This is a genomic window from Polaribacter septentrionalilitoris, assembly GCF_009832745.1.
GTDB lineage: Bacteria > Bacteroidota > Bacteroidia > Flavobacteriales > Flavobacteriaceae > Polaribacter > Polaribacter septentrionalilitoris.
Genome location: NZ_VRMJ01000042.1, coordinates 244025 through 269362, shown reverse-complemented (window position 1 = coordinate 269362; position 25338 = coordinate 244025). Strand labels below are relative to the sequence as shown.

Here is a 25338-nt window from a genome sequence, read left to right as displayed (position 1 = left end):
ATGAGGTGCTTAACTTATACCATAATACTCACGCTTTTATTGTCTAATCTTGCAATAGCGCAACAAGTAACAAAGGGAGAGTATTTTTTTAACAACGACCCTGGTTATGGGAATGGTATTAGTTTCGATGTTACAGAAACTAATGGAGAATTTACGAAGGTTATCGATGCTACTGTAGATAACTTACCTGATGGTTTTAATATGTTTTATGTAAGAGTGCAGCAAGATGATGCTTGGAGTACTTTTGATAGAAGGCTTTTTTATAAGATAGACCCAGAAATCATATTTACAGAAGATGTATCTCTTAAAGATATGGTATTTGCAGAATATTTTTTAGACACAGATCCAGGTTACGGCAATGGAACAGAAATACCCATTACAGCAACACAAGATTTGGCAAATACATTTACCATAGACGTTAGTAATTTAGACGCTGGTTTTCATATCATTTATGTACGAGTAAAAAGTTCGGATAATCAATGGAGTACTTTCGATAGACGTTTGTTTTACATCAATACACCAGAACAAATTTCATTTTCAGATTCACCAATTGCAAAAGCAGAATACTTTTTTAATCAAGATCCAGGATATGGCAATGGAGAACCAATTGCTTTAGATGCATCTGGTAAAGAAATTAGTCAGGCTTTTACTGTAGATATTAGTGATTTAGAATCAGGTTTTCATACAATTTATTTTAGAGTTCAAAATGAAAATAAAGAGTGGAGCACTTTTGAAAGAGCATTGTTTTACATTTCTGATGGTGCATTTGTAATGTCTGAAGCCTCTCCAATAGTAGCTGCAGAATACTTTTTTAATGAATTTGTAGCTGTAGGAAATGGTACTGAAATTACTTTATCTACTAATGATGATGGTAATTTTGAAACATCCATAAACACAGGAGACTTAACTGAAGGAGAACATTTATTATTTATAAGAACTAAAAATGAAGCTAATATTTGGAGTTTGTATGATGTTGTTCCGTTTACCATAGACAATACTCTAGGTGTCGATAAAATTTTAGCTGAAGACTTTCTTATATATCCCAATTCAGTGCGAAATATCATCAATATTAAAACAGCGCATACGGTTTTATCTTATAAAATATTTGATTTGCAAGGTAAAAAAGTACAAGAAAATATTTTAAAGGATAACACTATACAGGTAAGAAATTTAGTGAAAGGAGTTTATTTCTTAACACTTAAAACCGCAAAAGGAACGGTTGTAAAAAAGATTATGAAAGAGTAAAGTAGTTAGATGATTTTTGATTTTAGATGAAGCCTCGTTTGCACTGCAAACGAGGTTTTTTATTCCTCTTTCTTTTTTGGGGCTCTATTTGCATCTTTTAACGCCTGCATTAACATCCATTCTATTTGTCCGTTTGTAGAACGAAATTCATCTGCAGCCCATTTTTCTATGGCTTTAATCATATCTTCATTAACTCGCAAAGCGAAAGCTTTTTTCTTTGCCATTTTGTGTTCTTTAAACGTTAGTTTTTAGTCTTTTGTATAAAGTTGGTTACGGTTTTAATCAGTTGTTTAGAAATAGGAAAATCTGGAGACAAGTATGAGTTTAAGTTGTTTTTATCCTTGTCTATATGTTTTAAAACATGATTCAAATTTTTTATAATCACCAATTGTGCCTCTGGTTTTGCTACTTTAAGGTTTTCTGCATCCTTGACTAATACTTGAAAATCTTTATCACCATTAACAATTAATGTTGGTACAGTTACTTTTTTAATGATTTTTAAAGGGTTTAGCTGAATCCATGAAATTAAAAAAGGTTGATTTTGTTTTGCAAAAAGTGACATTAAATTGGGGTCAACTTCTTTAATAGCTCCTGTTTCTTTTAATTCGTTGAGATACTTTTCTGTAATAGCTCCATAAATTGGATTTTGCCTAGTTATTTGTCTAATTAAGATTTTGTCAATTGTTTCTCCTGCACCAGCAATAGAGATGTATTTATCTACATTATCTAAAGCTAACATTGCTACTAAAGATCCTTGGCTATGACCTACTAAAATTATTTCAGAAAAGCGCTCATCATCTTTAAAATAATAGACTGCTTTTTTTACATCATCAATAAAATCTGAAAATACCACTCCATTTTTTTTTAAAATTGATGCATTTTTAGGGTTAGTCGTTCTTTTATCGTAACTAAAAAAAGCAATATTGTGCTTGTTTATGGCTTCTCTAAATTGTTGAATATATTTTGATTGATTTCCATTTCTGTCAACACCTCCAGAGCCATGAACCCAAATGATTAAAGGTTTGTTAGGTTCTAGATAAGTTAACGTTCCTGGTAATTCTATAGTGTTGTTTTTTATCAGAATTTCTTCTGATTTTACTTGGCCTATTGTTATTGTGACTCCAGTAATATAAAACGCTAAATATAAAATCACTCTATTCATTAGTTTAGTTTTTATTGATATAGGATTCCAAAACCTTTTTTGCATCAAATTCTTTTTGTGTGCCAATCAATAATTTCTTTCCGTTTGTCAATTCTAATTGAATACCAACATCACCAGAAACATTAATGCATTTTCCTTTTCCGCTATTCCAAAAAGCACCTCCTTTTAATCCCCAGCCACCATATTCTCCAATAGGATCGTAGGTTCTTACAAATGCATTTTCAATTTCATTCCAAGATATTAATTTGTATTTAAAATGAAATGGGAAAAATTGATAATAGATTCCTTTTTCGTCTATTCTTGTTTTTAATTTAAAGAAAAAAATGAGTAAACCAGAAGCTAAAATTGCAATAGTACTTCCTATTAGTTCATTTGTGCTAATAGATGAGTTTTTTTTGCTGTACTCTTGAAAAATAAGAGCTACAGGTACAATTAAACTCACAGACATTAAAACAATCAACCAAAGTTGGGTAAAACGTTGTTCTTCTTTAAAAACTTTCACAACTATCTGTTTTTATCTCTTTCAAAAACTATGCTGTACCAATTGTCATTAATATGCTTTAAAACCCAACCTTCTCTAGCATGTTGATTTAGAAGTTCTTCGAGGTTTTTATTTCTATTTCTAAAACCTAGTTTTGGCATCACTACTTTATATTCTTTCATAATTCTATTTTTTTTGTATTGCTACTTTGTGATATTGAACTAAAGGCAGCTCCAAAAGCGACTCCAATACCAATATCTAATGCTATGTTGTTTAAGGAGACACCAATTGCTGTTCCTGTACAAACTTCAATGGCAATACCAGTAGCAAAATTCTTTTTTTCTTTGACTTGTTCATGTTAATGGTTTAATGTGCCAGTATTTACTACTGGAGAAGCTTCTTTGTCACCACAAAGAATGACTAATAAATTGCTAACCATAGCAGCTTTACGCTCTTCATCTAATTCAACAATTTGTTTTTTATTCAATTCTTCTAATGCCATTTCAACCATTTCTACAGCACCTTGAACAATTTTATGTCTTGCAGCAACAATTGCTGTTGCTTGTTGTCTTTTTAACATGGCAGAAGCAATTTCTTGAGCATAAGCCAAATAACCAATTCTAGCTTCTAGAACTTCTATACCTGCAATAGATAAGCGCTCTTCCAATTCTTTTTCTAATGCCTCAGAAACCTCATTTACACTAGAACGTAAAGTAATGTCTTCATCAACACCTTCATCAGCAAAATTGTCATAAGGGTACATACTTGCTAATTTACGTACGGCAGCATCAGTTTGAACACGAACAAAGTTCTCGTAATTGTCAACATCAAAAGCTGCTTTGTAAGTGTTGGTTACTCTCCATACTAAAATGGTAGAAATCATAACAGGGTTACCAAGTTTGTCGTTTACTTTTAAACGCTCGCTATCAAAATTGCTAGCTCTTAAAGAAATTGTTTTTTTACGGAACAATGGGTTTGCCCAATAGAGACCGTTTTCTTTTATTGTGCCAACATATTTTCCAAACAATAGAATTACTTTAGAGGTATTTGGGTTTACTAATATAAACCCGAAGAAACCAATAAATCCGATTATTGTTGGGATTAAGTAAATAGGATTTTCTTGTTTGATAATTAAAAATATTCCGCCAAAGAATAATAGTAAAGCTATAAATAACATTAAATAGCCGTTTGCTGGTTTTATAATTTTTTCTGCTCTCATGGTTATGTGTTAATATGATATTAAAATGATATCACAAATATATTAAAATTATTTTTATGTTTCAGCATACAGCACTGTTTTATTTTATAACTTCGCATTATATTAAAATAATTAAACATGAAATTTCAATTTATTTTATTAATATCATTGTTATTCTTCTCTAATAATACAGAAGAAAACTCTTTAATTTGGGGTAAAAATGGACATAGAGCAACAGGTGAAATTGCCGAAAAATATTTGACCAAAAGAACAAAAAGAAAGATTGATAAAATCTTAAAAGGTCAAAGTTTGGCCTTTGTATCAACTTTTGCAGATGAAATAAAATCAGACAGAAAATACAACAAGTATTATTCTTGGCATTACATTAATATGGACTTTGATGAAACTTATGCTACTGCAGAAAAAAATCCAAAAGGAGATTTAGTTACAGGAATTAAAAAGTGTGTTGAGGTTTTAAAAGACAAAAATAGTTCTGATGCAGATAAAGAGTTTTTTCTAAAAATGTTAGTCCATTTTGTAGGCGATTTACATCAACCAATGCATATAGGTAGGAGAGAAGATAAAGGAGGAAATACAGTACAAGTGCAATGGTTTGGAAGAGGTACTAATTTACACAGGGTTTGGGATTCAGACATGATTGAAGAATGGGATATGAGTTATTCAGACCTAGCAAATAATGCCAAAGATTTATCGAAAAAACAAATTGAAGCGATTCAAGAAGGTAATGTTACAGATTGGGTTGATGAAGTTCATGAGGTTACCAAAAAGGTATATAAGTCTGTTAAAGTAGGAGAGAATTTACGCTACAGATATTCATATGAACATTTTGGTACAGTTAGAGATCAATTGCAAAAAGCAGGGATTCGTTTAGCTAAAGTGCTAAATGATGTTTTTGATTAAAAAATTTCAGATAAATTTCAACAAAAGCTCATAATCAATTCATTATGAGCTTTTTTTTGTTAATGATAAGTTAATTGTTTTTGTAAAGGAAATCTTCTTTGTAGTTTTAAGGATGATAAAGAATTTTTTTTACTTTTTATACTTTATTTTTTTTATGTTCTCTTGTAATAAAGAAAGTTCTAAGTCAGAATTTAAAGAAATAACAACAGTCAAATCTTATACTTACAATGAATTAAAACCAATGTTAGAAAGAGCAGATGGTAAAACATATGTGATTAACTTTTGGGCGACTTGGTGTGCACCTTGTGTTAAGGAATTACCAGCTTTTGAGAAGATAAAAGAAGAATACAAAGAAAAAAATGTTGAGGTGATTTTAGTAAGTTTAGACTTTCCAAAACATGTAGATAAAAGATTAATTCCTTTTATAAACAAGAAAAAATTACAATCAAAAGTAGTTTTGTTAGATGATGTAAATGAAGATTTCTGGATTAAAGCCATAGATTCAACATGGTCAGGAGCTTTACCTGCTACATTAATTTATAATAGCAAAAAGAGAGCATTTTTTGAGAAAAACTTTGAATATGAAACTTTAGAAAAAGAAGTGCAGTCATTTTTATAAACTTAAATTAAATTTTATGAGATATTTAAAATCAATTTTAGTAGTTGCTGTGTTAGCAATTGCATCAGCGTTCACAACAAACATAGAAGACAGTTATAAAATTGGAGATACCGTTGAAGATTTTAAATTGAAAAATATTGATGATAAAATGGTTTCCTTGTCAGATTATCCTGAAGCTAAAGGGTTTATCATTGTTTTTACCTGTAATATGTGTCCGTATTCAGTGGCAAATGAAGATAGAATTATAGCCTTAGATAAAAAGTATAAAGGATCAGGATATCCTGTGATTGCAATCAACCCAAATGATCCAAAAGCAATGCCTGGAGATGGTTTTGCTGAAATGAAAGTGAGAGCTAAAGAAAAAGGGTTTACGTTTCCGTATTTGCTTGATGAAGGACAAAAAGTATATCCAAAATTTGGGGCTAGTAGAACGCCTCATGTATATATTGTAAGTAAGCCAGAAATGAAATTAGAATACATTGGAGCAATAGACAATAGTTCTAGAAACCCTAATAAAGTAACGGAAAAATATGTAGAAAATGCAGTTGATGCATTGTTAGCAGGTAAAAAACCTACAAAAACAGAAACAAGAGCTATTGGTTGCTCTATAAAAACACTTTAAGAAAATGATTTAGAAGATTAATTGAACCTTTTCTCTAATGAAAAACCTCGAGTTTTACTTGAGGTTTTTTTGATATATAAATGTTATAGAATTATGTTTTTTTAATACGATCTTTTATTTTACCAATAGCAGATGAAAGTTTAGATTTTAGAGCAACTTTTTTTGAGATTGAATTTAAATGAGATTTAGTTTTATCAGATAATTTATTAAAATAGTCTTGTCTTACCCAAAATTGATCTCCTGCTATATGATTTACTTTGTTTAAAATGAGCTTAAAATTATTTTTAATTAAAAAATTTTCAATGTCAGTTTTTAAAGCTTGTCCTTCATAAAGTGGAACCTTTTCAACTTCTAACCATATAGATTTTATATTTTTCAGCATAGAATTAGCTCCTTGTAAAACCATTAATTCAGCTCCCTGAACATCCATATGAATGAAATCTATAGTTTCTACTTTTTTTTCTAAACAGAAGTTCTCTAAAGTATCCGTTTTAATTGTTATTGATTCCTTAAATTTTAACCAAGGATGAACTTCTTTCGTTTTTCCAGGTTTAAATAGAGACGAGCTTTTATTTCCAAAATCAGTAGAATTATCTTCTGGAGTATCTTTGTTTGGAGGTTTTCCTGAAGAAACATAGAAAGTTGCTGTTCCTTTTTTAGATGATAAACCAATTTCATAGGCGTGTAAATTATTTAAACCATGTTTTTTTTTATTTTTTAAAACTTCAGAAAAATTATTTGGAATAGGTTCAAAAGCATAAATATTACATTTTTTGAAAATGTTCAAATATCTTACACTACTTAGACCTTCACAGGATCCAATGTCAAAAAAATTAAGTTTATTGTTTGTGTCAAATAAATTGGTCAGTACTTTCTCATGTAATTCTAATTTCATAATTTTTTTTATATGCCTAATGTAATTGTTATTTTTAAATTATTTTACTTTCTTTCTAAAAAATCTTGATAAGATATTTGCGTAATTGCTTTTCCTAAAGAATCTAATTTATTTGAGTTTTTTGAACTTAAAATTGGTTTTTTACCAATGTAATCATAGACAAAAACATCGTCTTTAGTTAGTGTTCCATATCCTTTGTTAAAAATATAATGCGCATATTGATGCTCTGAAGAATTGAAAATGTTTTTACCAAAGACAAATTTTTCTTTATCACCTTCTAATAAATCTAAAAGAGTATATGCAAAATCAACTTGACTGCTAACGGTATTTATTTCAATTCCAGATTTGTGTAATGCGCCTCCCAACCAAAGCATAGGAATTTGAAATTTTTTTGGAGAAAAATATGGACCTTCATGTTTTGGTGAGCTATGACCATGATCAGCCATAATAACAATGAGTGTATTCTTATACCAGTCTTGTTTTTTTGCAAATGCGATAAAATCTCCAATAACTTTATCTGTGTAGACATGAGCACTTCTGTACTTGTTATCTTCTCCCTTTTTGCCAAATTTGTATTTGCCTTTTATTTCATAAGGTTCATGGCTAGATAAGGTTAAGGCAATTTTAAAAAAAGGTTCAGATTTTTCTTTTGATAAATCTTTAGCAAAACGTTTCATAAAAACATCATCAAAAGCGCCCCATTTAGAGTTCCAGTCTTTTTTATCAAATTCACTTCCGTCAACAATTTCTTGAATTTCTGCACTTCTTAAATAGGTATTCATGTTCCCAAAATTCAAATCACCACCGTAATAAAATGCTGTTTTGTAGCCTAAAGTATTCATTTCTTTAGGTAACATTGGTAGGCTTCTGGTTTTATTTGGCATTCGCATAATACGCTTTACAGGTTGAGGATAATAACCACTTAAAATTGCAGGAATTCCTTTATCAGTTCTATCTCCATTACCATAAAAATTGGTGAATAAAACTCCTTCTTTTGAGAGTTTATTCAGATTTGGAGTTACTCTTTTTTCACCACCTAAAGAACCAACAACTTTAGCAGATAAACTTTCCCAAAGAATTAAAATTACGTTTGGTTTTTTGGTGTTTAAGATACTATCGGTATCAGATTCTAGTAATGCGTTTTTTGCTTTGTTAGCAATTTTCTCAGCAGTTTCATCATCAAAATATTTGTACGGATTTGTACCATCTGTCTTGTGAGTGACTGTGTTAAAGAAGTTCCAAGTAAAATTTAAAGCAGCATGATTTGCAAACATTTTATTAGAGAAATACACGTTACTCTGATTTACAGGTATGGTTTGTAATCCTCCCCTAATAGGTAGAATTAATGAAGCCATAATAACGAAAAAGAAAACAGTTTGCAGCCAATGACTTTTGGCGATTTTCTCAAACCTTTTAAAAATTATTTTGTTGAATATTTTGATAAACAAAAAAGCAATGATTCCCCATAAAATAAAGCCAGAAATCAATTGAAAAGTAGAGGCTGATGAAATCATCAATTCTGGTGTGCTTAAATAAGGTAGTATAGAAGTGTCTAACCTTACACCCCAAGCATCATACAAACTAGCGTCAATAATTAATAAAAGACTGATAAAGATGATGAGAATAGCAGAGTACCATTCTATAGCTTTTTTTAGAATATTAATTTTACCAAAAACGGTAAAAATGATTAACAAAAAAGGAATCATAGATAAATATGCAGCAAAAGAACTGTCTAAACGTAAGCCATAAAGAAAGGTTTTAAAAGATGTTGAAAAACCCAATTCTTTTGTTTTTTCAAAGTGAAAAAGTAGAAAAAAGAAACGAGCAAAAACAAAATAAGTTATCCATAATAAAAAATAACTAAGGTTGAAAAAAAGTCGATTTTTAAAAGTAGTCATAAACTATTCTGTAACCTTTAATCTTGCTTGAGCTGTGATAGAAACATCAGAATAATTCTTGTTTAAGAACTTTAAATATCCTGTAATGGCTATCATTGCAGCATTATCAGTTGTGTATTCAAATTTAGGAATATACGTTGTCCATCCAAAATGTTTTTCAGCCAACTGCAGTCTATTTCTTATTTCTGAATTTGCAGAAACTCCTCCAGCAATGGCTACTTCTTTAATTCCTGTTTTTTTGACAGCATTTTTTAGTTTGTCCATCAAAATTTCTACAATTGTATATTGTATTGAGGCGCAAACATCATTTAAATGTTCTTCAATAAAATTAGGGTTTTGCTTTTGTTGTTTTTGAATAAAATATAAAATACCTGTTTTTAATCCGCTAAAACTAAAATCTAAATCGCCAACTTTAGGTTTGGTAAACGAAAATGCTTTTGGGTTTCCTAATTGTGCGTGTTTGTCAATTAATGGACCTCCAGGATAGGGCAAACCTAGTATTTTTGCAGATTTATCAAACGCTTCTCCTACAGCATCATCAATAGTTTCTCCAAGAATTTCCATTTCAAAATGATTGGTCACTTTTACAATTTGAGTATGGCCACCACTAATGGTTAAACATAAAAAAGGAAAATTAGGAATTCGACTATCTTCATCATTAATAAAATGTGCTAAAATATGTGCTTGCATATGATTGACATCTATTAATGGAATTCCAAGTCCCAGCGCCAATGATTTTGCAAACGATGTTCCTACCAATAAAGAACCCATTAATCCTGGTCCTCGCGTAAAGGCAATTGCAGATAAATCTTCTTTGTTAATATTGGCTTGTTCAATAGCTTGTTGCACTACAGGAACTATGTTTTGCTGATGTGCTCTTGATGCCAATTCAGGAACTACACCTCCATATTTAGAATGAATTTCTTGATTTGCAATAACGTTGCTTAGTACTTTACCATTGCAAATTACAGAAGCGCTAGTGTCATCACAAGAAGATTCAATACCTAATATATAAATGTTGTTGTTCATCAAAGGTTAATTTATAGCAAAACTAAGGATAATTTTATGTTGTCTTCCTTTTTTGATTATAGAAATTTAATTGTTTGTTAAATTTGCACGTTCTTTGTAATAATTGGCAATTTTTTTGCTTATTATTAGTGATTATTACCATAAAAGAAACAGTTATCAAAAAAGTTGGAAAGAAAATAATAAAATGGCTTGGGTACTTTGTGCTCTTTTTGCTGTTGATTAGTGTTTTACTTTCCATACCTTGGGTTCAGACTAAACTAGGAACTTACGCTACCAAAAGCCTTAATGAAGATTTCAATACAGATATCACCATAAAAAAAATTGATTTATCTTTTTTAGGAACTGTACGTTTAAAAGGGGTTGAGATTCGCGATCATCATCAAGACACATTAATCTTTGTGGATAAATTAGGGACTTCACTTTTAAGTGCAAAAAAAATATTTGAAAATGAGATAAATTTAGGATCTGTTTCATTAGAAGGTGTTCATTTTCACATGAAAACCTATAAAGGTGAGAAAGATGATAATATGGGAGTTTTTATTGATCGTTTTGATAATGGAAAACCAAAAGATTCAATTTCAAAACCGTTTATTTTAAGATCATCAAATGTCTATGCAAATAACTTGAATTATATCTTAATTGATGAGAACAATCAAAGTCCAATTTCCTTTTCAGCTGAAAATGCTGGAGGTAACTTACAAGATCTATTGGTTTATGGTCCGGATTTTTCATCAAAAATTAGAGGTTTATATTTCATTGATAATAAAGGCTTAGAAGTAATCAATCTTACCACAGATTTCTCTTATTCTACAACTGCAATGCATTTTAAAAAGACAACATTGCAGACTAGAAACTCTAGCTTAAATGCAGATATAGATTTTACCTACAAAAGAGAAGATTTAATAGATTTTAATAACAAAGTTAATATTAAAGCAAATTTTAGTAAAAGCACTATTGCTATTCCAGATTTAAAAAAGTACTACAATGAATTAAGTGGTAATGATCTTATTACACTTTCAGGAAAATTAAACGGAAAACTGAATGATTTTTTCTTAGATAGACTAAAATTATCCACCAAACATGGTATAAAAGTTATTGGTAATTTAGGTTTTGTAAATGCGGTAAACTTTGAAGAAGGTTTCATCTTTAAAGGTGATTTAAAAAACTTAACAGCCACCTATAATGAGTTAAGAAATATATTGCCCAATGTTTTAGGTAAAACATTACCAACAGAGTTCAGGAAGTTTGGAAAATTTAGTATTAGAGGAAATATTTATGTAGATTCAGAAAAAATAGATGCAACTGTAAATTTAAAATCTCAGATAGGAAATGTGGTTTCTGATTTAAAAATTTCTAATATTGATGATATTGATTACGCAGAATATAATGGAGAAATAGCATTAGATAAATTTAATATTGGTGTCTTGTTTAATGATCCTTTGTTTGGTGAGATTTCTTTGAAAGGAGATGTAAAAGGAAGTGGGTTTAAGCTAGATAACATCAATACAACATTCATTGGAGATGTGTCAGAATTAAACTTTAAAGAATATTCGTATAAAAATATTGAAGCCAATGGTCAATATCAAAATAACAAGTTTGATGGAGATTTAAATATAAATGATGAAAACTTTAAAATGAAGTTTAACGGGCTTGCAGACTTATCATCAGAAGTGCATAAGTTCGATTTTAAATCTGATATAGAGTATCTTAATTTAAAAGAAACAAATCTTTTTATTAGAGATAGTGTGTCTGTTTTAAAGGGAAATATTGAACTAGATGTAGAAGGTAATACACTAGATGACATCACAGGAAAAGCCACTTTTAAAAATATTTTATATACCAATCAAAAAGAAGAGTATAATTTTAAAGAGTTTAATGTTAAATCATCTTTAAAAGATAGTATAAAAACGATTGAAGTTACCTCACAAGATATTGCCAATGGATATGTTACTGGTAAATTTTCGTTTTCAGAATTAGTGCCAGTAGCTCAAAATGCTTTAGGTAGTATTTATACAAACTATAAACCTTATGATGTTGAGCAACATCAATTTGTCGATTTTAACTTTACTATTTACAATCAGATTGTTACTGTTTTCTTTCCAGAAATATCTATTGATAATAATACCAAGATTCGTGGAAAAATAAAGGCTGATAAAAATCAACTAAAATTAACAATTTCTTCTCCCAGAATAGATGTTTCTGGTAATGAGGTAAAAGACTTGTTATTAAGAACAGATAACCAAAACCCTTTATACAATTCGCATTTAACGGCATCAGAGTTAAATACAAAATATTATAATGTGTCAAAGTTAAATTTATTGAGTTTAACGCAAAATGACACATTATTTTTTAAATCTGTTTTTGTGGGAGGTAAGAAAAAGAACGAAGATTTTAATTTAGACTTCTTTTACACATTCAACGAAGAAGGTAAATCTGTAGTAGGTTTTGAAAAATCATCATTTAAGTTTAAGGGTAATACTTGGAACATTAATCCTGATGAAAAAAATACAGACAAGATTATTTTTGATTTAAATACAAACCAATACAATTTTAGTCAATTTAAGTTAGTCTCTGGTAAGCAAAAAGTAGAATTTACAGGAAGTCTAAAAGGTGATTCAGAAAAGGTCTTATTAGCAGATTTTACAAAAGTTGAACTAGAAAGTTTCTTGCCTGTAATAGATAGTTTAGCACTTAAAGGAACGCTTTCTGGTCACTTAGATTTTGTGCAAAGTGATGGAAATTACAATCCAGAGGGTTTATTGTCTATTAAAAACTTTGAAGTTAATAATTTTAAGCAAGGAGATTTATATGTAAATGTAAGCGGAGATAACTCTTACGAGAAATATAATTTAGATTTATCTATCCAAAATAAAAATGTTAAAAGTATTGCCGCTACAGGAACTTTAGATTTTTCAACCCAAAGACCTTTAATAGATTTAGAAGTTTTTATGGAAGATTTTGGGTTAAACGCTTTTAGTCCTCTAGGTCAAGATGTACTGTCTTCTATAAGAGGAACTGCATCAGGTGATTTTGCATTACGTGGCTTTTTAGGAAACCCAGAAATGTCAGGTGCATTAACCTTAACAAATGCAGGTTTAATGTTTCCATATTTAAATGTTGATTATGATTTTGAAGGTGAGTCTATCATTACAATGCAAGAGCAATCTTTTATTTTAGAGGGTGTTTCTTTATCTGATACAAAGCATAAAACTAAAGGGAAATTAATTGGTGACATCACACATCAAAACTTTGAAAAATGGTTTTTAAATATAGAAATAGAAAGTGATAATCTACTTGTTTTAGATACAGAAAACACAGATGAAGCATTATATTATGGTTCAGCTTTTATTGATGGAACTGCAAGTATTACAGGTTTAACAGATCAATTAACTATAGATGTTAATGCTAAAACAAAACCAGGAACAACATTTGTTGTGCCGCTAAAAGATGTAACAACTGTAGATAGTTATCGATTAATCTACTTTAAAAATGATGCAATTAAAGTCGAAGAAAAGCAAAAAGAAGTTGCTTTAGAAGCAATAAAAGGATTGTCTTTAAATATCGATTTAGAAGTTACCAAAGATGCAACAGCACAAGTGGTTATTGATGAGGTTTATGGAAGTCAGTTAACAGGTAGTGGTGCTGGTAATCTTCGTATTGAAATTAATACCCGAGGTAAATTTAACATGTTTGGAGATTATACTATAGATAGTGGAGTTTACGATTTTAAATATGGAGGAATTATCAATAAACCGTTTGTGATTCAAAAAGGAGGTACTGTCTCTTGGAACGGAGATCCTTATGAAGCCAATCTAGACATTACTGCAATCTATAAAGCCAAAGCTAACCCCGGTGTTTTACTAGAAAACTTTAATTCCAACCGAAAAGAAGAAATAGATTTAGTAACAAGAATTACTGGTGGATTATTTAGTTCTAAGCAAGAACTAGATATTCAATTAACCAATGTAGACCCAACCATTGCTAATGAGTTAGAATTTATTTTAAATGATAATAATGTGAATGAAAAAACAACGCAATTTATTTCGCTGTTAGCTTTTGGGTCATTCAGAAATCCAGATCGTGTTAATTTCGATTTAAACAATACCATTGCAGGAACCGCTTCAAGTGCTTTAGCAACTGCGTTTTCAAGTTTGGTAAATAGTCCAGATAGTAAGTTTCAGTTAAATTTTGATTATCAGCAAGCAGACCAAACAGATGTAGATCGATTAAATATAGACGATCAAGTAGATGTTTCTGTAAGTACACAAGTAAGTGACAGGGTTATTATAAACGGAAAAGTAGGAGTTCCTGTTGGAGCACAAACTCAAGCTAGTGTTATAGGAGAGGTAAAAGTTGAAGTGTTACTGAATAAAGAAGGTAATTTTAGAGGTGTTATTTTCAATCGTCAGAACGAAATTCAGTACTCTCAGCAAGAAGAAGGCTATACACAAGGAGTTGGGTTATCTTATCAAGTAAATTTCAATACGCTCTCAGGTCTTTTAAGACAGATTGGTCTAAAGAAAAATAATCAGAAACCAATTGTTAAAAAAGACACCATAAGAAAAACAAATAAAGAACTGATTAATTTCGAAGGAAATTAGTTTTTAAGATTGACTTTTATCATTTTTTAAAGAAAAGATCTCCTCTATTTTTGCGGCAAAATTAATTAACAAAAAGGTAACATTTTTTCGAATCGATTTAAGTGAAAATCCTTTAATTTAGAGCATAAATAGGTAAGAAATAGCCTAAAACGATTTCGTAGTTTTATTATTTTAAATGGTTATAAAGCAGTAATTTTACATCAGAAAGATATGAAAGAAATTAAAAAAATAGCAGTAATGACTTCTGGAGGAGATGCCCCAGGAATGAATGCCGCAATTAGAGCAGTAGTAAGATCTTGTGCCTATTACAGCTTAAGTTGTGTAGGGATTTACAGAGGATATGAAGGTTTGATTGAAGATGATTTAGTAGAGCTTTCTGCAAGAAGTGTACATAACATTATCAATAAAGGTGGAACCATTTTAAAGTCTGCAAGGTCTACAGAGTTTAGAACTAAAGAAGGTAGACAAAAAGCTTACGATAATTTAGTAGAACGAGAAGTAGATGCCATGGTTGTTATTGGGGGAGATGGTTCTTTTACAGGAGCAGTAATTTTTAACGAAGAGTTTGATTTTCCTGTAATCGGAATTCCTGGTACTATTGACAATGATATTTTCGGAACTTCACATACATTAGGATATGATACAGCATTAAATACAGCTGTAGATGCAATTGATAAAATTAGAGATACAGCGTCGTCACATAATAGATTGTTTTTTGTTGAAGTAATGGGACGTGATGCTGGTTTTATTGCTTTAAATGCAGGTGTTGGTGCGGGAGCAGAAGAAATCTTAATTCCTGAAGAAGATTTAGGTTTAGATAGAATGCTAGAATCATTAGAAAGAAGTAGAAGAGCAGGGAAATCATCAAGTATTGTAGTCGTAGCAGAAGGAGATAAATCTGGTAAAAACGTTTATGAATTGGCAAAATATGTTGAAGAAAATTTACCTCTATATGACGTAAGGGTTTCTATTCTAGGGCATATGCAAAGAGGAGGATCACCTTCTTGTTTTGATAGAGTTTTAGCCAGTAGATTAGGTGTAAAAGCAGTAGAACTATTGTTAGATGGTAAAACCAATTTAATGGTAGGTTTAAAAGACAATATAGTAATTAGTACTGATATTAAAGAAGCAATTTCTGGAGGTCATTCAATTAACCATGAGTTGCTTAGAATTTCAGACATTATAACAACATAAAATAAACAAATTAAAGATTAGTAAAATGATAAAAGTAGGAATTAACGGATTTGGAAGAATAGGAAGATTAGCCTTCAGACAAACAGTCTTAAGAGATAACGTACAAGTAGTAGCTATTAACGATTTATTAGATGTAGATTATTTAGCTTACATGTTAAAATACGATTCAGTTCACGGTAAGTTTGATGGAACTGTAGACGTAAAAGACGGTAAATTAGTTGTAAACGGAAACGAAATTAGAATTACTGCAGAAAGAAATCCTGCTGATTTAAAATGGGATGAAGTAGGAGCTGAGTATGTAATCGAATCTACAGGTTTTTTCTTAACTGAAGAAACTGCAGGGAAACACTTAGAAGCTGGAGCTAAAAAAGTAGTATTATCTGCACCATCTAAAGATCATACACCAATGTTTGTAATGGGTGTAAACAATACAGAGTTAAAAGCAGATCAAAAGATTTTTTCTAACGCATCTTGTACAACAAATTGTTTAGCACCAATAACTAAAGTTTTAAACGATAACTTTGGTATTGTTGAAGGTTTAATGACAACTGTACACGCAACTACAGCAACTCAAAAAACAGTTGATGGTCCTTCTATGAAAGACTGGAGAGGTGGACGTTCTGCTATTGGTAACGTAATACCTTCTTCTACAGGAGCAGCAAAAGCAGTAGGGAAAGTTATTCCAGCTATGGATGGTAAATTAACAGGTATGGCTTTTAGAGTTCCTACTATGGATGTTTCTGTGGTAGATTTAACGGTAAAGTTAGAAAAAGCAGCTTCTTATGATGAGATTTGTGCTGCAATGAAAGCTGCTTCAGAAAGTGGACCAATGAAAGGTGTTTTAGGTTACACAGAAGAATTAGTGGTTTCTCAAGATTTTGTTGGAGATACTCGTACTTCTATTTTTGATGCTAAAGCAGGTATTGCTTTAAATGATAACTTTGTAAAAGTTGTTTCTTGGTATGATAACGAAATGGGTTATTCTACTAAGATAGTTGACTTAATCGAATATGCAGATACTTTATAGTATCACTAGATTATACATACAATAAAGACCTCAAGTTTACTTGAGGTTTTTTTATGCATGATTTTAAGATGCAGTAACCTATTTATTCCATTATATTTGCGATCATACAATATGACAAAAAATAAAGCGATTATATATATGATTTTTAGTGCAATTGCATTTGCACTTATGGGATCAGTAGTAAAATATTTGAGTACTTTTAATGTATATCAAGTAGTTTTTTTTAGATCCATAGGAACACTCCTTTTTACTATTCCTTTAGTACTTAAGCAAAAGGTACCTTTTTTTGGTAAGAATAAAAAATGGTTAATAATTAGAGGAATCACAGGTGTAATTTCTTTAACTTGTTTTTTTAAATCTCTTAACTATCTAAGTATTGGCACAGCAGTTTCTTTAAGATATACCGCTCCTATATTTGCTGCTATTTTTGCGCTTTTCTTTTTAAAAGAAAAAATTAAACCCATACAATGGTTGTTGTTTATTATCGCCTTTTTAGGGGTGTTAATTATAAAGGGTTTTGGAGCAGATGTAGAGTTGGTAGGTTTATTTTTTGTAATTTTTTCTGCTGTTTTTCTTGGAATTATATTTGTGGTAATTCGTAAAATAGGGAACACAGAACATCCATTAGTTATTATCAATTACTTCATGATTATGGCTTTTGTTTTTGGTGGATTGATGTCTATAAAATATTGGATACAGCCCAATTTAATAGAATGGATACTTTTTATTAGCACTGGTGTTTTTGGTTATTTTGGACAGTTGTATATGACCAAAGCTTTTCAAGCAGAAGAAACCAATTTGGTAGCTCCTATTAAATATCTTGAGGTAATCATAACTATTATTGTAGGAACCTTTTGGTTTGGAGATGTTTATAATGGCTGGACATTGTTGGGAATTGTTCTCATTCTTTCAGGATTAATTTATAATATTTACATCAAAAGAAAAACAACTTAAAATTTAAAATAATTTAAATTATTTGTGACTTTTTTTTGAAGTATCAATACTCGAAGTGAAGAGTCTATAAAGAAAAAAAAGCTCTAATCAATTTATATTTAAGTGATTAGAGCTTTGTGTTGTGGAGACGCCGAGAATCGAACTCGGGTCCAAACAAGCAGCAAATTGGCTTTCTACATATTTAGTTCTTACTTAATTTTCGACCAAAAACTGATTAAGAACAATCCATTTTTAGCTTAACTTCTTAAATTTCGGAAACTCAACGAAGTACTAAGTTTCCTATGTTTATTTTTACGATGCCCAAAAGTGAAACGCCATAAACCAAGGCTTTTCGTGGACATAAAGCTTGCTCACCTAGTGAGCCGAGGCTAATCTTACTGTAATTCAGATTATGCAGCTAAAGCGTAGTTATCTTCGCCGTTTATAAAGTTGAAATAAGTTTTACAAGAATAATTTCATTCCTTGATATGCTTACAAATTCTCTGACCTTGCTGTCAAAACCAGTCGTCCCCTCAATGAGTTTATCTTGAACTTGATTCAAAAACACAAAATATGTTTTGCGTAATCGAATTGATCCCGAGTTTATTTCGGAAACTCTTCAAATCTCATTATATTTTTTCAAAGAACAAAATCATCTATTAAAAGATAACAATTATTTGGGCGTTACTTAGCTTAAAAAGCATTTTAAGCTAAAGTCAGGCTTTCACTACTCGTTTTTTGTTGCATTGCATTACACAAAAGAACTCAAACAAACCGTTCAATCCTTAACGCGGATTGCAAAAGTATAAAAAATACAGTTGCTATTCTCTTTAAATTCTAATATCTTCGAGCAAATATTATACCAACCAGTACTGAACTTGTTTATACTGAATTTTTATCAGTATTTCAGTATCTCACAAGACGATAAAGATGAAATTTGGCATTATAAAAGAACGTAAAAATCCACCAGATAGAAGAGTTGTTTTTTCTCCTTCAAAATTACAAGAGTTTCAAAATCAGTTTCCTAAAGCTACTTTAAAAGTAGAAACTTCAGACATTCGAGTTTTTTCTGACAATGCCTATAAAAATGCAGGATTAGAAGTTACTGATGCAATGTCAGATTGTGATGTACTTATTGGGGTAAAAGAAGTGCCAATAGATGCTTTAATACCCAATAAAAAATATTTTTTCTTTAGTCATACTATTAAAAAGCAACCCTATAATAGAGATTTATTAAATGCTATTTTAGATAAAAACATTGAGTTGTATGATCACGAAACCATCACCAAAGAAAACGGAATGCGTTTAATTGGTTTTGGACGTTATGCAGGAATTGTAGGTGCTTACAACGGATTTAGAGCTATAGGGTTAAAAAATGAAAGTTTTAATTTACCTAAAGCAGAAACGTTAGATTCTCAAAAAGAATTGATTCATCAATTGAACAAAATCAGTTTGCCAAAGGGTTTTAAAATCCTTTTAACAGGAAATGGAAAAGTTGCTTACGGAGCCAAAGAAATGCTAGATGCTATGCATATTAAACAAGTTTCTGTAGATGATTATTTATCTAAAACGTATGAGGAAGTTGTGTATTGTTTAGCTGATGTGTTAGATTATAACAAGCGTAATGATGGACAAGTAATAGATAACTTTGACTTTTATAATAACCCAGAAGCTTATGAATCAAACTTTTTTAGATTCGCAAAAGTGACAGACTTTTTTATTGCGGGGCACTTTTTTGGTGATGGTTCTCCATATCTATTTACTAGAGAAGATGCAAAACATTCTGACTTTAAAATAAAATTCGTGGCAGATATTTCTTGTGATATTGATGGTCCTGTGGCATCAACCATTCGTCCTTCTACAATTGCAGATCCTATTTATGGTTATGATCCAGAAACAGAAAAAGAAGTTGATTATACAAATGAAAATGCTATAGTGGTGATGGCTGTAGATAATTTGCCTTGTGAATTACCAAAAGATGCTAGTGAAGGTTTTGGAGAAATGTTTTTACAAAATGTAATTCCTGCTTTTTTTAACAATGATAAAGACGGAGTTTTAGAAAGAGCTAAAATGACAGAAAACGGAAAACTAACCAAACGTTTTTCTTATTTGCAAGATTATGTAGATGGAAAAGAATAATATTGTTAGTTGTTAGTTGTTAGTTGTTAGTTGTTAGTTGTTAGTTGTTAGTTGTTAGTTGCATTTAATGCGGTCAAAAGATTTATAGAAAAATGCAAGACAGAGAAATACTTATAGAATTATCGAAAATGAAAATGCCTTTTGGAAAATACAAAGGTAGGTTTTTGATAGATTTACCAGAACATTATGTAGTTTGGTATCATAATAAAGGTTTCCCAAAAGGAAAGTTGGGTCAACAACTAGAATTAGTTTATGAACTTAAATTAAACGGTCTAGAAGATATGGTTAGAGAAATTAGGATGCGTTTTTAGTACCAAGCTTTTCAATAAAATATGTAATTCCTATTCCTACAGAATACGCAACTAAATCTCCAAGACTAAATGAGGTTCCTAAAATAATTCGTAGCGTATTTTTAAGATTCTCAGGATATGAGTTTTGTAGGTTACTCAATTGTAAAAACTCAATAAGAAAAGAAATGACTAAAACAATGAGTAGTGTTTTTATAACAGAACTATCAATAAAACTTTTTATCAAACAGTACAAAAGAATTGTTGCTATAACATCACCAATTGTATGACGTAAAAACCCAGTAGCATATTTTGCGATACATAGTTCAATTAAAAAAAGTGCTGTAAAAGCGATAAAATATTTTTTATTGAATTGTATCATTTTCTACTTCACTACAACTCCATAAGTAACGTGTGCAACTCCTAAAATAGTAAACGATGAATACCAATACGTAGGAATTAAAAAACAAACAATCGCAAGGAATAAGCACAAACCTGATAAAATGATTAAGTTTTTACGCTCTTTTTGCTTTAATATGAATAATAAAACTCCGTAAAGTAGTAAAAAAGTAGGAGTGAGGTAATCAACTAATCCAAGATTTAATAAAACCAAAGTACTTGCAAAAATGATTATAATACCAATTACGTATGTATAAAAAGCAGTTTTAGTTTTACCGTTCCAAAGTTTGTGTTGAAATCTTTTTGCATGCCTCTTTCCTCTAAAGAATAATGCCAATGAAGAAAATAGAAACACTAAAAAAGCCATTGCAATTCCTAAGAATTCAATAATTTCTACTGATAGCATTCCAGCAGGATGATCATCAATCAAGAAACCATCTAAAATTGTTTTTAAAAAATAACTTCCTATTAAAAAGTATACTCCAATAAGAATACTGGTAAATCCTTTTAAAACAAAATTGACTAAAAAGTTGTCGTGCATTGCCCTTTTTTATATTTTAACTCACGCTAAGATACTAAAAAATGAAACCTGCTGAAGCATACATTTTAAAACAACCAGAACCGTTTAAATCTATTTTATTGCATTTGCAAATTTTAATAGAAACTTCCTTTCCAGAAGTTGATTTGCAGTTCAAATGGAAAATTCCATTTTATTATTTAAATGATAGGCCTTTTTGTTATTTGAATCCATCAAAAAAGAAAGGGTATGTAGATGTTGCTTTTTGGGTTTCTGCTCATCTCACCAAATACAATGAACATCTTATTTCTGAAGGCAGAAAAGTAGTAAAATCTTTGCGATATAGAACTATTGATGATATCAATGAAGAAATTCTATTAACTGTTTTAGATGAGGCGCATCAACTCAAAGACAAAGGGTTTTATAAAAGAACTTAGAAAATATTTTAATATAATTGACCTTTCAGGTTTTTAAAACCTGAAAGGTCTTGTTAAAAACAAGTATGGAAAATTAAGCATTTTTATTGTACCCTAACCTTAAAGTGTAAAGCATCTTCTTTATTGATGTACAAAACCAAATCTGCATTTCTATTTGGGTTTTTTAAATTTAGTGTAGTTATTCCGTTTGCTGTTTGTATAGTAGGTTTTTGTGCATATTTATGACCTTTAAAATTGTAAAAAATTAGAGAAGTTGTATCTAGGTTTTTAAATTTTAACGTGATGTTTTCTGATGATTTTAAGTTGATAATTCCTGTTTTTGGTGCAATTAACTCAGCTTGTAAACTCAAAAAAGTCTGACTATAAATTGGCTGATTATAAAACTCTTGAATGCTCATTCTACCAAAACGCAATACCCAAAGATTGTTATCAGGATAATGTGTTTTAAACATTTTTTGTTTTGGCATATTAAAAAAGTAGTTGTTAAACTTTCTAATCCATTTGCCATTATATTCGTAACCAGCAGCCCAAGTTGCATCTAAAATAATCCAATCACCATTAACTTTTACACCATTCCAAGCATGATTTGTAGTATTCGCTATTTTACCAATTTCATTGGCATCTGTTCTAACATTACCTTTTATTACTGCTGCTTCAATATTTAGTAAATCACAAATTTTTTTGAAAGATTGCGCATAATCTTCACAAACTCCAGATTTTCTTCTAAATGTATCTGCTACAATTTTGTCTTTTATGGCTTGTAATTTTTGTTGTTTTTCTACTTCAGTGCTATATCTAAAATTATAACTTCTTTGAGAAGGATTATAGTATTCTTCAAGATTATATCTGATGTTATTTGCTAACCAATAAAATGTAGCTCTTACTTTATCCTCATCAGAAGTAAAGTTTTTTTTATTTTAGATACTAATTGTTCAACTTTAGAAAAACGAGGGTATTGAGCAACAACATTATCAACATTCTTGAAACTTTGACTTTGTGCAGCAATAGAAAATAGTAGAAAAAATAAAAGTTGCTTCATATCAAGTTACTAAACAACTTTTGTGCCTAAAAATTGTAACTTGTTATTTGTTTTTGAATTAAGGTGTAATTAATCCATATTGATTTATTTCTGCTTCTGTCATCCAGTGCATAGATTCAGCTTCTGCAGCATTAATGGTAAAATAATAAAAATCTTCAGCAAGCTGTTGTGTAAAACCAACAGAAACATAGTAATTGATATAAGGCAAATGATTTGCATGACCTACAGGAAAATCTGTGGCAACCTCGTTATCTCCAGCCCAAGAATGGACTCCTATTTTTGTGTTAGAACCTTTTGTTCTTTTTACACCAGCTAAAAAGAAATCTGTACCTCCAGAAGCAATTAAGCCGTTATTCATTAAATGTGTATTGATTCCTTTTTGATGTACTTTCTGTGATAATTGAAGGTTAACTACATCATCAGAAGAACCATCACAATTTTTAATATTTATAGTTTTTATATTTGGAAAAGCTTGCTCTAGTTGATTAAAATCTGATAAAGAAGAACTTGTAACTTCTCCATTCATTTCAACAGTACTATTATCTTCTAAAACTTTAAAAACACCAAATTGTCTATTAGAGATTGTGTTTTCTGAGGCATCATTGTTTGAACAGGCAAAACAAATAAAAGTCAATAAATAAAAAGAGGTTATTGTTTTTTTTAGATTCATAATCTTTAAATTTTTAATTAAAAAAAACTCAATAATTACTAATATTGGCAATCACTGAAGTAAACCATAGAAATTTTATTGTTAAAAGATGCTTTTAATCTGTTTTTCAATAATAAATAATGGTTATTGTTTTGTGTGTCTCAATCTATTAAATTACAGCGACTTATCAAAAAAAAAACTTTATAAATTATAAATTGTTTTTCTTATGGCAACCAAATTAGTTAACAAACTTTCTAAATTGTCTAAATGTAACATATTAGCACCATCCGATTTTGCATTTGCAGGATCAAAATGCGTTTCTATAAATAAGCCATCAACGTTATTTACCACTCCAGCTCTGGCAATAGTTTCTATCATTTCTGGTCTACCACTTGTAACCCCAGCAGTCTGATTGGGTTGTTGCAAAGAATGTGTAACATCTAAAACTGTTGGAGCAAATTCGCGCATTTCAGGAATTCCTCTAAAATCTACAATCATGTCTTGATAGCCAAACATAGTACCTCTATCTGTAATCCACGCTTTATTAGAACCTGCATCTTTGACCTTTTGTACAGCGTGCTTCATAGCAGCAGGACTCATAAATTGTCCTTTTTTTAAGTTAACCACTTTTCCTGTTTTTGCAGCAGCAACTACCAAATCTGTTTGGCGAACCAAAAAAGCAGGAATTTGTAACACATCTACATATTCAGCTGCTTTTGCAGCATCCGAAACTTCGTGAATATCAGTTACAGTGGGTACACCAAAAGTTTCGGAAACTTTACGTAAAATTTTCAACGCTTTTTCATCTCCAATTCCTGTAAAGCTATCAATTCTACTTCTATTTGCTTTTTTAAAACTTCCTTTAAAAATATAAGGAATTTCTAATTTATCAGTAATCGAAATTACTTTTTCAGCAATTCGTAATGCCATTTCTTCACCTTCAATGGCACATGGACCTGCAAGTAGAAAAAAGTTGTTAGAATCTGTATGTTTGATGTTGGGAATGATAGATAAATTCATATTAAAAAATTTACACAAAAATACGTATTTAAATTCGTTATATTTATCCTTTTAAAATTTGAAATAATGAAAAGTTTTTTAATTCCATTCTTATTATTTACGGTACTAATTTCTTGTAAAAAAGAAGCTGTTATTCAACCAGAAACTGTAAAAAAACATTTATACACCTTGTCTTCTGATGACATGGAGGGGAGAAAAACAGGAACTCCAGGAATTGAAAAAGCTGCAAAATATATTGAGGGTGAATTTAAAAGAATAGGATTATCTACTTACGATACCTTAACTGATTATAGACAGACTTTTACTTTTACCAACAGAAGAACCAAAAAAGAACTCACCACTAGTAATATTATTGGAGTTTTAGAAGGGAAAAGTAAAAAAAATGAATATGTAATTGTATCTGCACATTACGATCATTTAGGAATAAGAAAAACAGAAGGACAATTAGATAGTATTTATAATGGTGCAAATGATGATGCTTCTGGTGTTACAGGAGTATTAGCATTAGCTGAGTATTTTAAAGAAAAAGATAGTAATGAAAGGAGTATTCTTTTTGTTGCTTTTACGGCAGAAGAAATGGGTTTGGTAGGTTCAAGACATTTTGGAAAAGGAATAGATGCTTCTAAGTTTGTTGCTGGTATTAATTTAGAAATGATTGGTAAAGTACCAAGTTTTGGGCCTAAAACAGCATGGTTAACGGGTTTTGATCGTTCTGATTTTGGAAAGATTGTTCAGAAAAATTTAGAAGGAACTGGTTATGAATTACATCCTGATCCGTATACTAGTTTTAATTTATTTTTTAGATCAGACAATGCTTCTTTAGCGCGTTTAGGGGTTCCTTCACATACCTTTTCTGCCACACCAATAGATGTTGATAAAGATTACCATAAAGCTTCTGATGAAGCGGAAACTTTAGATGTTAATGTAGTTACAGAAACTATTAAAGCTGTTGCAAAAGGAACAGAAAGTATTATTAGCGGAAAAGATACACCTACAAGAGTGATCATAAAAGAACGTAAGTAGTTT

At 30.3% G+C, this 25338-nt stretch carries 25 protein-coding genes, 1 other RNA gene and 1 pseudogene; 12 read left to right on the top strand and 15 right to left on the bottom strand.

The features are described 5' to 3' along the window. A complete protein-coding gene (locus FP421_RS13780; RefSeq protein ID WP_159951564.1) occupies positions 1-1245 on the top strand; it encodes a T9SS type A sorting domain-containing protein in 1245 nt (414 codons plus the stop codon). Between the two features lie 59 nt (positions 1246-1304). Here the strand turns inward: FP421_RS13780 and FP421_RS13775 are convergent, their stop codons facing one another. From FP421_RS13775 to FP421_RS13755, 5 genes are all read right to left on the bottom strand, one after another. After that, positions 1305-1469, bottom strand: a complete 165-nt coding sequence (locus tag FP421_RS13775; protein WP_159951562.1) for an Arc family DNA binding domain-containing protein — start codon at positions 1467-1469, stop codon at positions 1305-1307. 17 nt (positions 1470-1486) lie between these two features. Continuing rightward, positions 1487-2407, bottom strand: a complete 921-nt coding sequence (locus FP421_RS13770; protein ID WP_159951560.1) for an alpha/beta hydrolase family protein — start codon at positions 2405-2407, stop codon at positions 1487-1489. Positions 2408-2411: 4 nt separating this feature from the next. Further along, on the bottom strand, positions 2412-2909 hold the full coding sequence (locus FP421_RS15150) for a hypothetical protein (protein ID WP_201288853.1): 498 nt from the start codon (positions 2907-2909) through the stop codon (positions 2412-2414). A 2-nt stretch (positions 2910-2911) separates the two neighbouring features. Then, entirely contained in the window at positions 2912-3070 is a 159-nt protein-coding gene (locus tag FP421_RS13760) for a DUF4177 domain-containing protein (protein ID WP_159951558.1), read from the bottom strand. A 176-nt stretch (positions 3071-3246) separates the two neighbouring features. Further along, a complete protein-coding gene (locus FP421_RS13755) occupies positions 3247-4107 on the bottom strand; it encodes an SPFH domain-containing protein (protein ID WP_159951556.1) in 861 nt (286 codons plus the stop codon). Positions 4108-4224: 117 nt separating this feature from the next. On the opposite strand from FP421_RS13755, the gene FP421_RS13750 reads away from it, so the two are divergent. The 3 genes from FP421_RS13750 to FP421_RS13740 all read left to right on the top strand — a co-directional run bounded on the left by FP421_RS13750 (position 4225) and on the right by FP421_RS13740 (position 6248). Beyond that, complete coding sequence (locus tag FP421_RS13750) at positions 4225-5007, top strand: S1/P1 nuclease (RefSeq protein WP_159951554.1); 783 nt, start codon at positions 4225-4227, stop codon at positions 5005-5007. Positions 5008-5161: 154 nt separating this feature from the next. Then, the gene (locus FP421_RS13745) at positions 5162-5626 is read left to right on the top strand and encodes a TlpA disulfide reductase family protein (RefSeq protein ID WP_236548123.1); all 465 of its coding nucleotides are present in this window, start codon (positions 5162-5164) and stop codon (positions 5624-5626) included. Between the two features lie 16 nt (positions 5627-5642). Next, entirely contained in the window at positions 5643-6248 is a 606-nt protein-coding gene (locus FP421_RS13740) for a thioredoxin family protein (RefSeq protein ID WP_159951550.1), read from the top strand. A gap of 91 nt (positions 6249-6339) precedes the next feature. Here FP421_RS13740 and FP421_RS13735 read toward each other — a convergent pair whose 3' ends face one another. The 3 genes from FP421_RS13735 to tsaD all read right to left on the bottom strand — a co-directional run bounded on the left by FP421_RS13735 (position 6340) and on the right by tsaD (position 10070). Then, on the bottom strand, positions 6340-7143 hold the full coding sequence (locus FP421_RS13735) for an FkbM family methyltransferase (protein WP_159951548.1): 804 nt from the start codon (positions 7141-7143) through the stop codon (positions 6340-6342). 44 nt (positions 7144-7187) lie between these two features. Continuing rightward, complete coding sequence (locus tag FP421_RS13730; protein ID WP_236548122.1) at positions 7188-8924, bottom strand: LTA synthase family protein; 1737 nt, start codon at positions 8922-8924, stop codon at positions 7188-7190. Positions 8925-9044: 120 nt separating this feature from the next. Further along, positions 9045-10070, bottom strand: a complete 1026-nt coding sequence (tsaD, locus tag FP421_RS13725; protein WP_159951544.1) for a tRNA (adenosine(37)-N6)-threonylcarbamoyltransferase complex transferase subunit TsaD — start codon at positions 10068-10070, stop codon at positions 9045-9047. A 128-nt stretch (positions 10071-10198) separates the two neighbouring features. Between tsaD and FP421_RS13720 the strand changes: the two genes are divergently transcribed. The 4 genes from FP421_RS13720 (at position 10199) to FP421_RS13705 (ending at position 17846) form a co-directional block, all read left to right on the top strand. After that, positions 10199-14671: a translocation/assembly module TamB domain-containing protein gene (locus FP421_RS13720; RefSeq protein WP_236548121.1), complete on the top strand. Its 4473-nt coding sequence runs from the start codon at positions 10199-10201 to the stop codon at positions 14669-14671. Between the two features lie 210 nt (positions 14672-14881). Then, on the top strand, positions 14882-15865 hold the full coding sequence (gene pfkA / locus FP421_RS13715) for a 6-phosphofructokinase (RefSeq protein ID WP_159951542.1): 984 nt from the start codon (positions 14882-14884) through the stop codon (positions 15863-15865). A gap of 25 nt (positions 15866-15890) precedes the next feature. After that, positions 15891-16892, top strand: coding sequence for a type I glyceraldehyde-3-phosphate dehydrogenase (gap, locus tag FP421_RS13710; RefSeq protein WP_159951540.1), 1002 nt, complete (start codon positions 15891-15893; stop codon positions 16890-16892). Positions 16893-17003: 111 nt separating this feature from the next. After that, positions 17004-17846: a DMT family transporter gene (locus FP421_RS13705; protein ID WP_236548120.1), complete on the top strand. Its 843-nt coding sequence runs from the start codon at positions 17004-17006 to the stop codon at positions 17844-17846. 119 nt (positions 17847-17965) lie between these two features. Here FP421_RS13705 and ssrA read toward each other — a convergent pair. Further along, positions 17966-18358: a transfer-messenger RNA gene (gene ssrA / locus FP421_RS13700) on the bottom strand. A 397-nt stretch (positions 18359-18755) separates the two neighbouring features. Between ssrA and FP421_RS13695 the strand changes: the two genes are divergently transcribed. Beyond that, a complete protein-coding gene (locus FP421_RS13695) occupies positions 18756-19964 on the top strand; it encodes an NAD(P)-dependent oxidoreductase (protein WP_159951538.1) in 1209 nt (402 codons plus the stop codon). Between the two features lie 92 nt (positions 19965-20056). Beyond that, entirely contained in the window at positions 20057-20275 is a 219-nt protein-coding gene (locus FP421_RS13690) for a DUF3820 family protein (protein WP_159951536.1), read from the top strand. Here FP421_RS13690 and FP421_RS13685 read toward each other — a convergent pair. Then, a complete protein-coding gene (locus FP421_RS13685) occupies positions 20259-20633 on the bottom strand; it encodes a ribosomal maturation YjgA family protein (RefSeq protein WP_159951534.1) in 375 nt (124 codons plus the stop codon). The genes FP421_RS13690 and FP421_RS13685 overlap by 17 nt on opposite strands. A 3-nt stretch (positions 20634-20636) precedes the next feature. Further along, a complete protein-coding gene (locus FP421_RS13680; protein WP_159951532.1) occupies positions 20637-21191 on the bottom strand; it encodes a hypothetical protein in 555 nt (184 codons plus the stop codon). A gap of 41 nt (positions 21192-21232) precedes the next feature. Here FP421_RS13680 and FP421_RS13675 point away from each other — a divergent pair, with 41 nt between their 5' ends. Beyond that, a complete protein-coding gene (locus FP421_RS13675) occupies positions 21233-21604 on the top strand; it encodes a DUF1801 domain-containing protein (protein WP_159951530.1) in 372 nt (123 codons plus the stop codon). Between the two features lie 83 nt (positions 21605-21687). Here the strand turns inward: FP421_RS13675 and FP421_RS15240 are convergent, their stop codons facing one another. The 4 genes and pseudogenes from FP421_RS15240 to kdsA form a co-directional block, all read right to left on the bottom strand. Then, positions 21688-22056, bottom strand: coding sequence for a hypothetical protein (locus FP421_RS15240; protein WP_236548119.1), 369 nt, complete (start codon positions 22054-22056; stop codon positions 21688-21690). Between the two features lie 138 nt (positions 22057-22194). Beyond that, positions 22195-22455, bottom strand: a pseudogene (locus FP421_RS15235) (transglutaminase domain-containing protein); the annotation flags it as partial. A gap of 246 nt (positions 22456-22701) precedes the next feature. Continuing rightward, on the bottom strand, positions 22702-23313 hold the full coding sequence (locus FP421_RS13665; protein ID WP_159951528.1) for an alpha/beta hydrolase: 612 nt from the start codon (positions 23311-23313) through the stop codon (positions 22702-22704). Positions 23314-23493: 180 nt separating this feature from the next. Continuing rightward, positions 23494-24312: a 3-deoxy-8-phosphooctulonate synthase gene (gene kdsA, locus FP421_RS13660; RefSeq protein ID WP_159951526.1), complete on the bottom strand. Its 819-nt coding sequence runs from the start codon at positions 24310-24312 to the stop codon at positions 23494-23496. Between the two features lie 66 nt (positions 24313-24378). Between kdsA and FP421_RS13655 the strand changes: the two genes are divergently transcribed. After that, entirely contained in the window at positions 24379-25335 is a 957-nt protein-coding gene (locus tag FP421_RS13655; protein WP_159951524.1) for a M28 family peptidase, read from the top strand. Positions 25336-25338 lie beyond the last annotated feature (3 nt).

Excerpts from the sequence above, each read along its gene's own strand:
- FP421_RS13685 (WP_159951534.1), bottom strand. The coding sequence starts at position 20,633 with ATGATACAATTCAATAAAAAATATTTTATCGCTTTTACAGCACTTTTT.
- FP421_RS13750 (WP_159951554.1), top strand. The coding sequence starts at position 4,225 with ATGAAATTTCAATTTATTTTATTAATATCATTGTTATTCTTCTCTAAT.
- FP421_RS13760 (WP_159951558.1), bottom strand. The coding sequence starts at position 3,070 with ATGAAAGAATATAAAGTAGTGATGCCAAAACTAGGTTTTAGAAATAGA.
- FP421_RS13695 (WP_159951538.1), top strand. The coding sequence starts at position 18,756 with ATGAAATTTGGCATTATAAAAGAACGTAAAAATCCACCAGATAGAAGA.
- pfkA (WP_159951542.1), top strand. The coding sequence starts at position 14,882 with ATGAAAGAAATTAAAAAAATAGCAGTAATGACTTCTGGAGGAGATGCC.
- FP421_RS13705 (WP_236548120.1), top strand. The coding sequence starts at position 17,004 with ATGACAAAAAATAAAGCGATTATATATATGATTTTTAGTGCAATTGCA.
- tsaD (WP_159951544.1), bottom strand. The coding sequence starts at position 10,070 with ATGAACAACAACATTTATATATTAGGTATTGAATCTTCTTGTGATGAC.
- FP421_RS13690 (WP_159951536.1), top strand. The coding sequence starts at position 20,057 with ATGCAAGACAGAGAAATACTTATAGAATTATCGAAAATGAAAATGCCT.
- FP421_RS15240 (WP_236548119.1), bottom strand. The coding sequence starts at position 22,056 with ATGTTTAAAACACATTATCCTGATAACAATCTTTGGGTATTGCGTTTT.
- FP421_RS13735 (WP_159951548.1), bottom strand. The coding sequence starts at position 7,143 with ATGAAATTAGAATTACATGAGAAAGTACTGACCAATTTATTTGACACA.
- FP421_RS13745 (WP_236548123.1), top strand. The coding sequence starts at position 5,162 with ATGTTCTCTTGTAATAAAGAAAGTTCTAAGTCAGAATTTAAAGAAATA.
- FP421_RS13775 (WP_159951562.1), bottom strand. The coding sequence starts at position 1,469 with ATGGCAAAGAAAAAAGCTTTCGCTTTGCGAGTTAATGAAGATATGATT.
- gap (WP_159951540.1), top strand. The coding sequence starts at position 15,891 with ATGATAAAAGTAGGAATTAACGGATTTGGAAGAATAGGAAGATTAGCC.
- kdsA (WP_159951526.1), bottom strand. The coding sequence starts at position 24,312 with ATGAATTTATCTATCATTCCCAACATCAAACATACAGATTCTAACAAC.
- FP421_RS13655 (WP_159951524.1), top strand. The coding sequence starts at position 24,379 with ATGAAAAGTTTTTTAATTCCATTCTTATTATTTACGGTACTAATTTCT.
- FP421_RS13675 (WP_159951530.1), top strand. The coding sequence starts at position 21,233 with ATGAAACCTGCTGAAGCATACATTTTAAAACAACCAGAACCGTTTAAA.
- FP421_RS13780 (WP_159951564.1), top strand. The coding sequence starts at position 1 with ATGAGGTGCTTAACTTATACCATAATACTCACGCTTTTATTGTCTAAT.
- FP421_RS13680 (WP_159951532.1), bottom strand. The coding sequence starts at position 21,191 with ATGCACGACAACTTTTTAGTCAATTTTGTTTTAAAAGGATTTACCAGT.
- FP421_RS13755 (WP_159951556.1), bottom strand. The coding sequence starts at position 4,107 with ATGAGAGCAGAAAAAATTATAAAACCAGCAAACGGCTATTTAATGTTA.
- FP421_RS13770 (WP_159951560.1), bottom strand. The coding sequence starts at position 2,407 with ATGAATAGAGTGATTTTATATTTAGCGTTTTATATTACTGGAGTCACA.
- FP421_RS13740 (WP_159951550.1), top strand. The coding sequence starts at position 5,643 with ATGAGATATTTAAAATCAATTTTAGTAGTTGCTGTGTTAGCAATTGCA.
- FP421_RS13665 (WP_159951528.1), bottom strand. The coding sequence starts at position 23,313 with ATGAATCTAAAAAAAACAATAACCTCTTTTTATTTATTGACTTTTATT.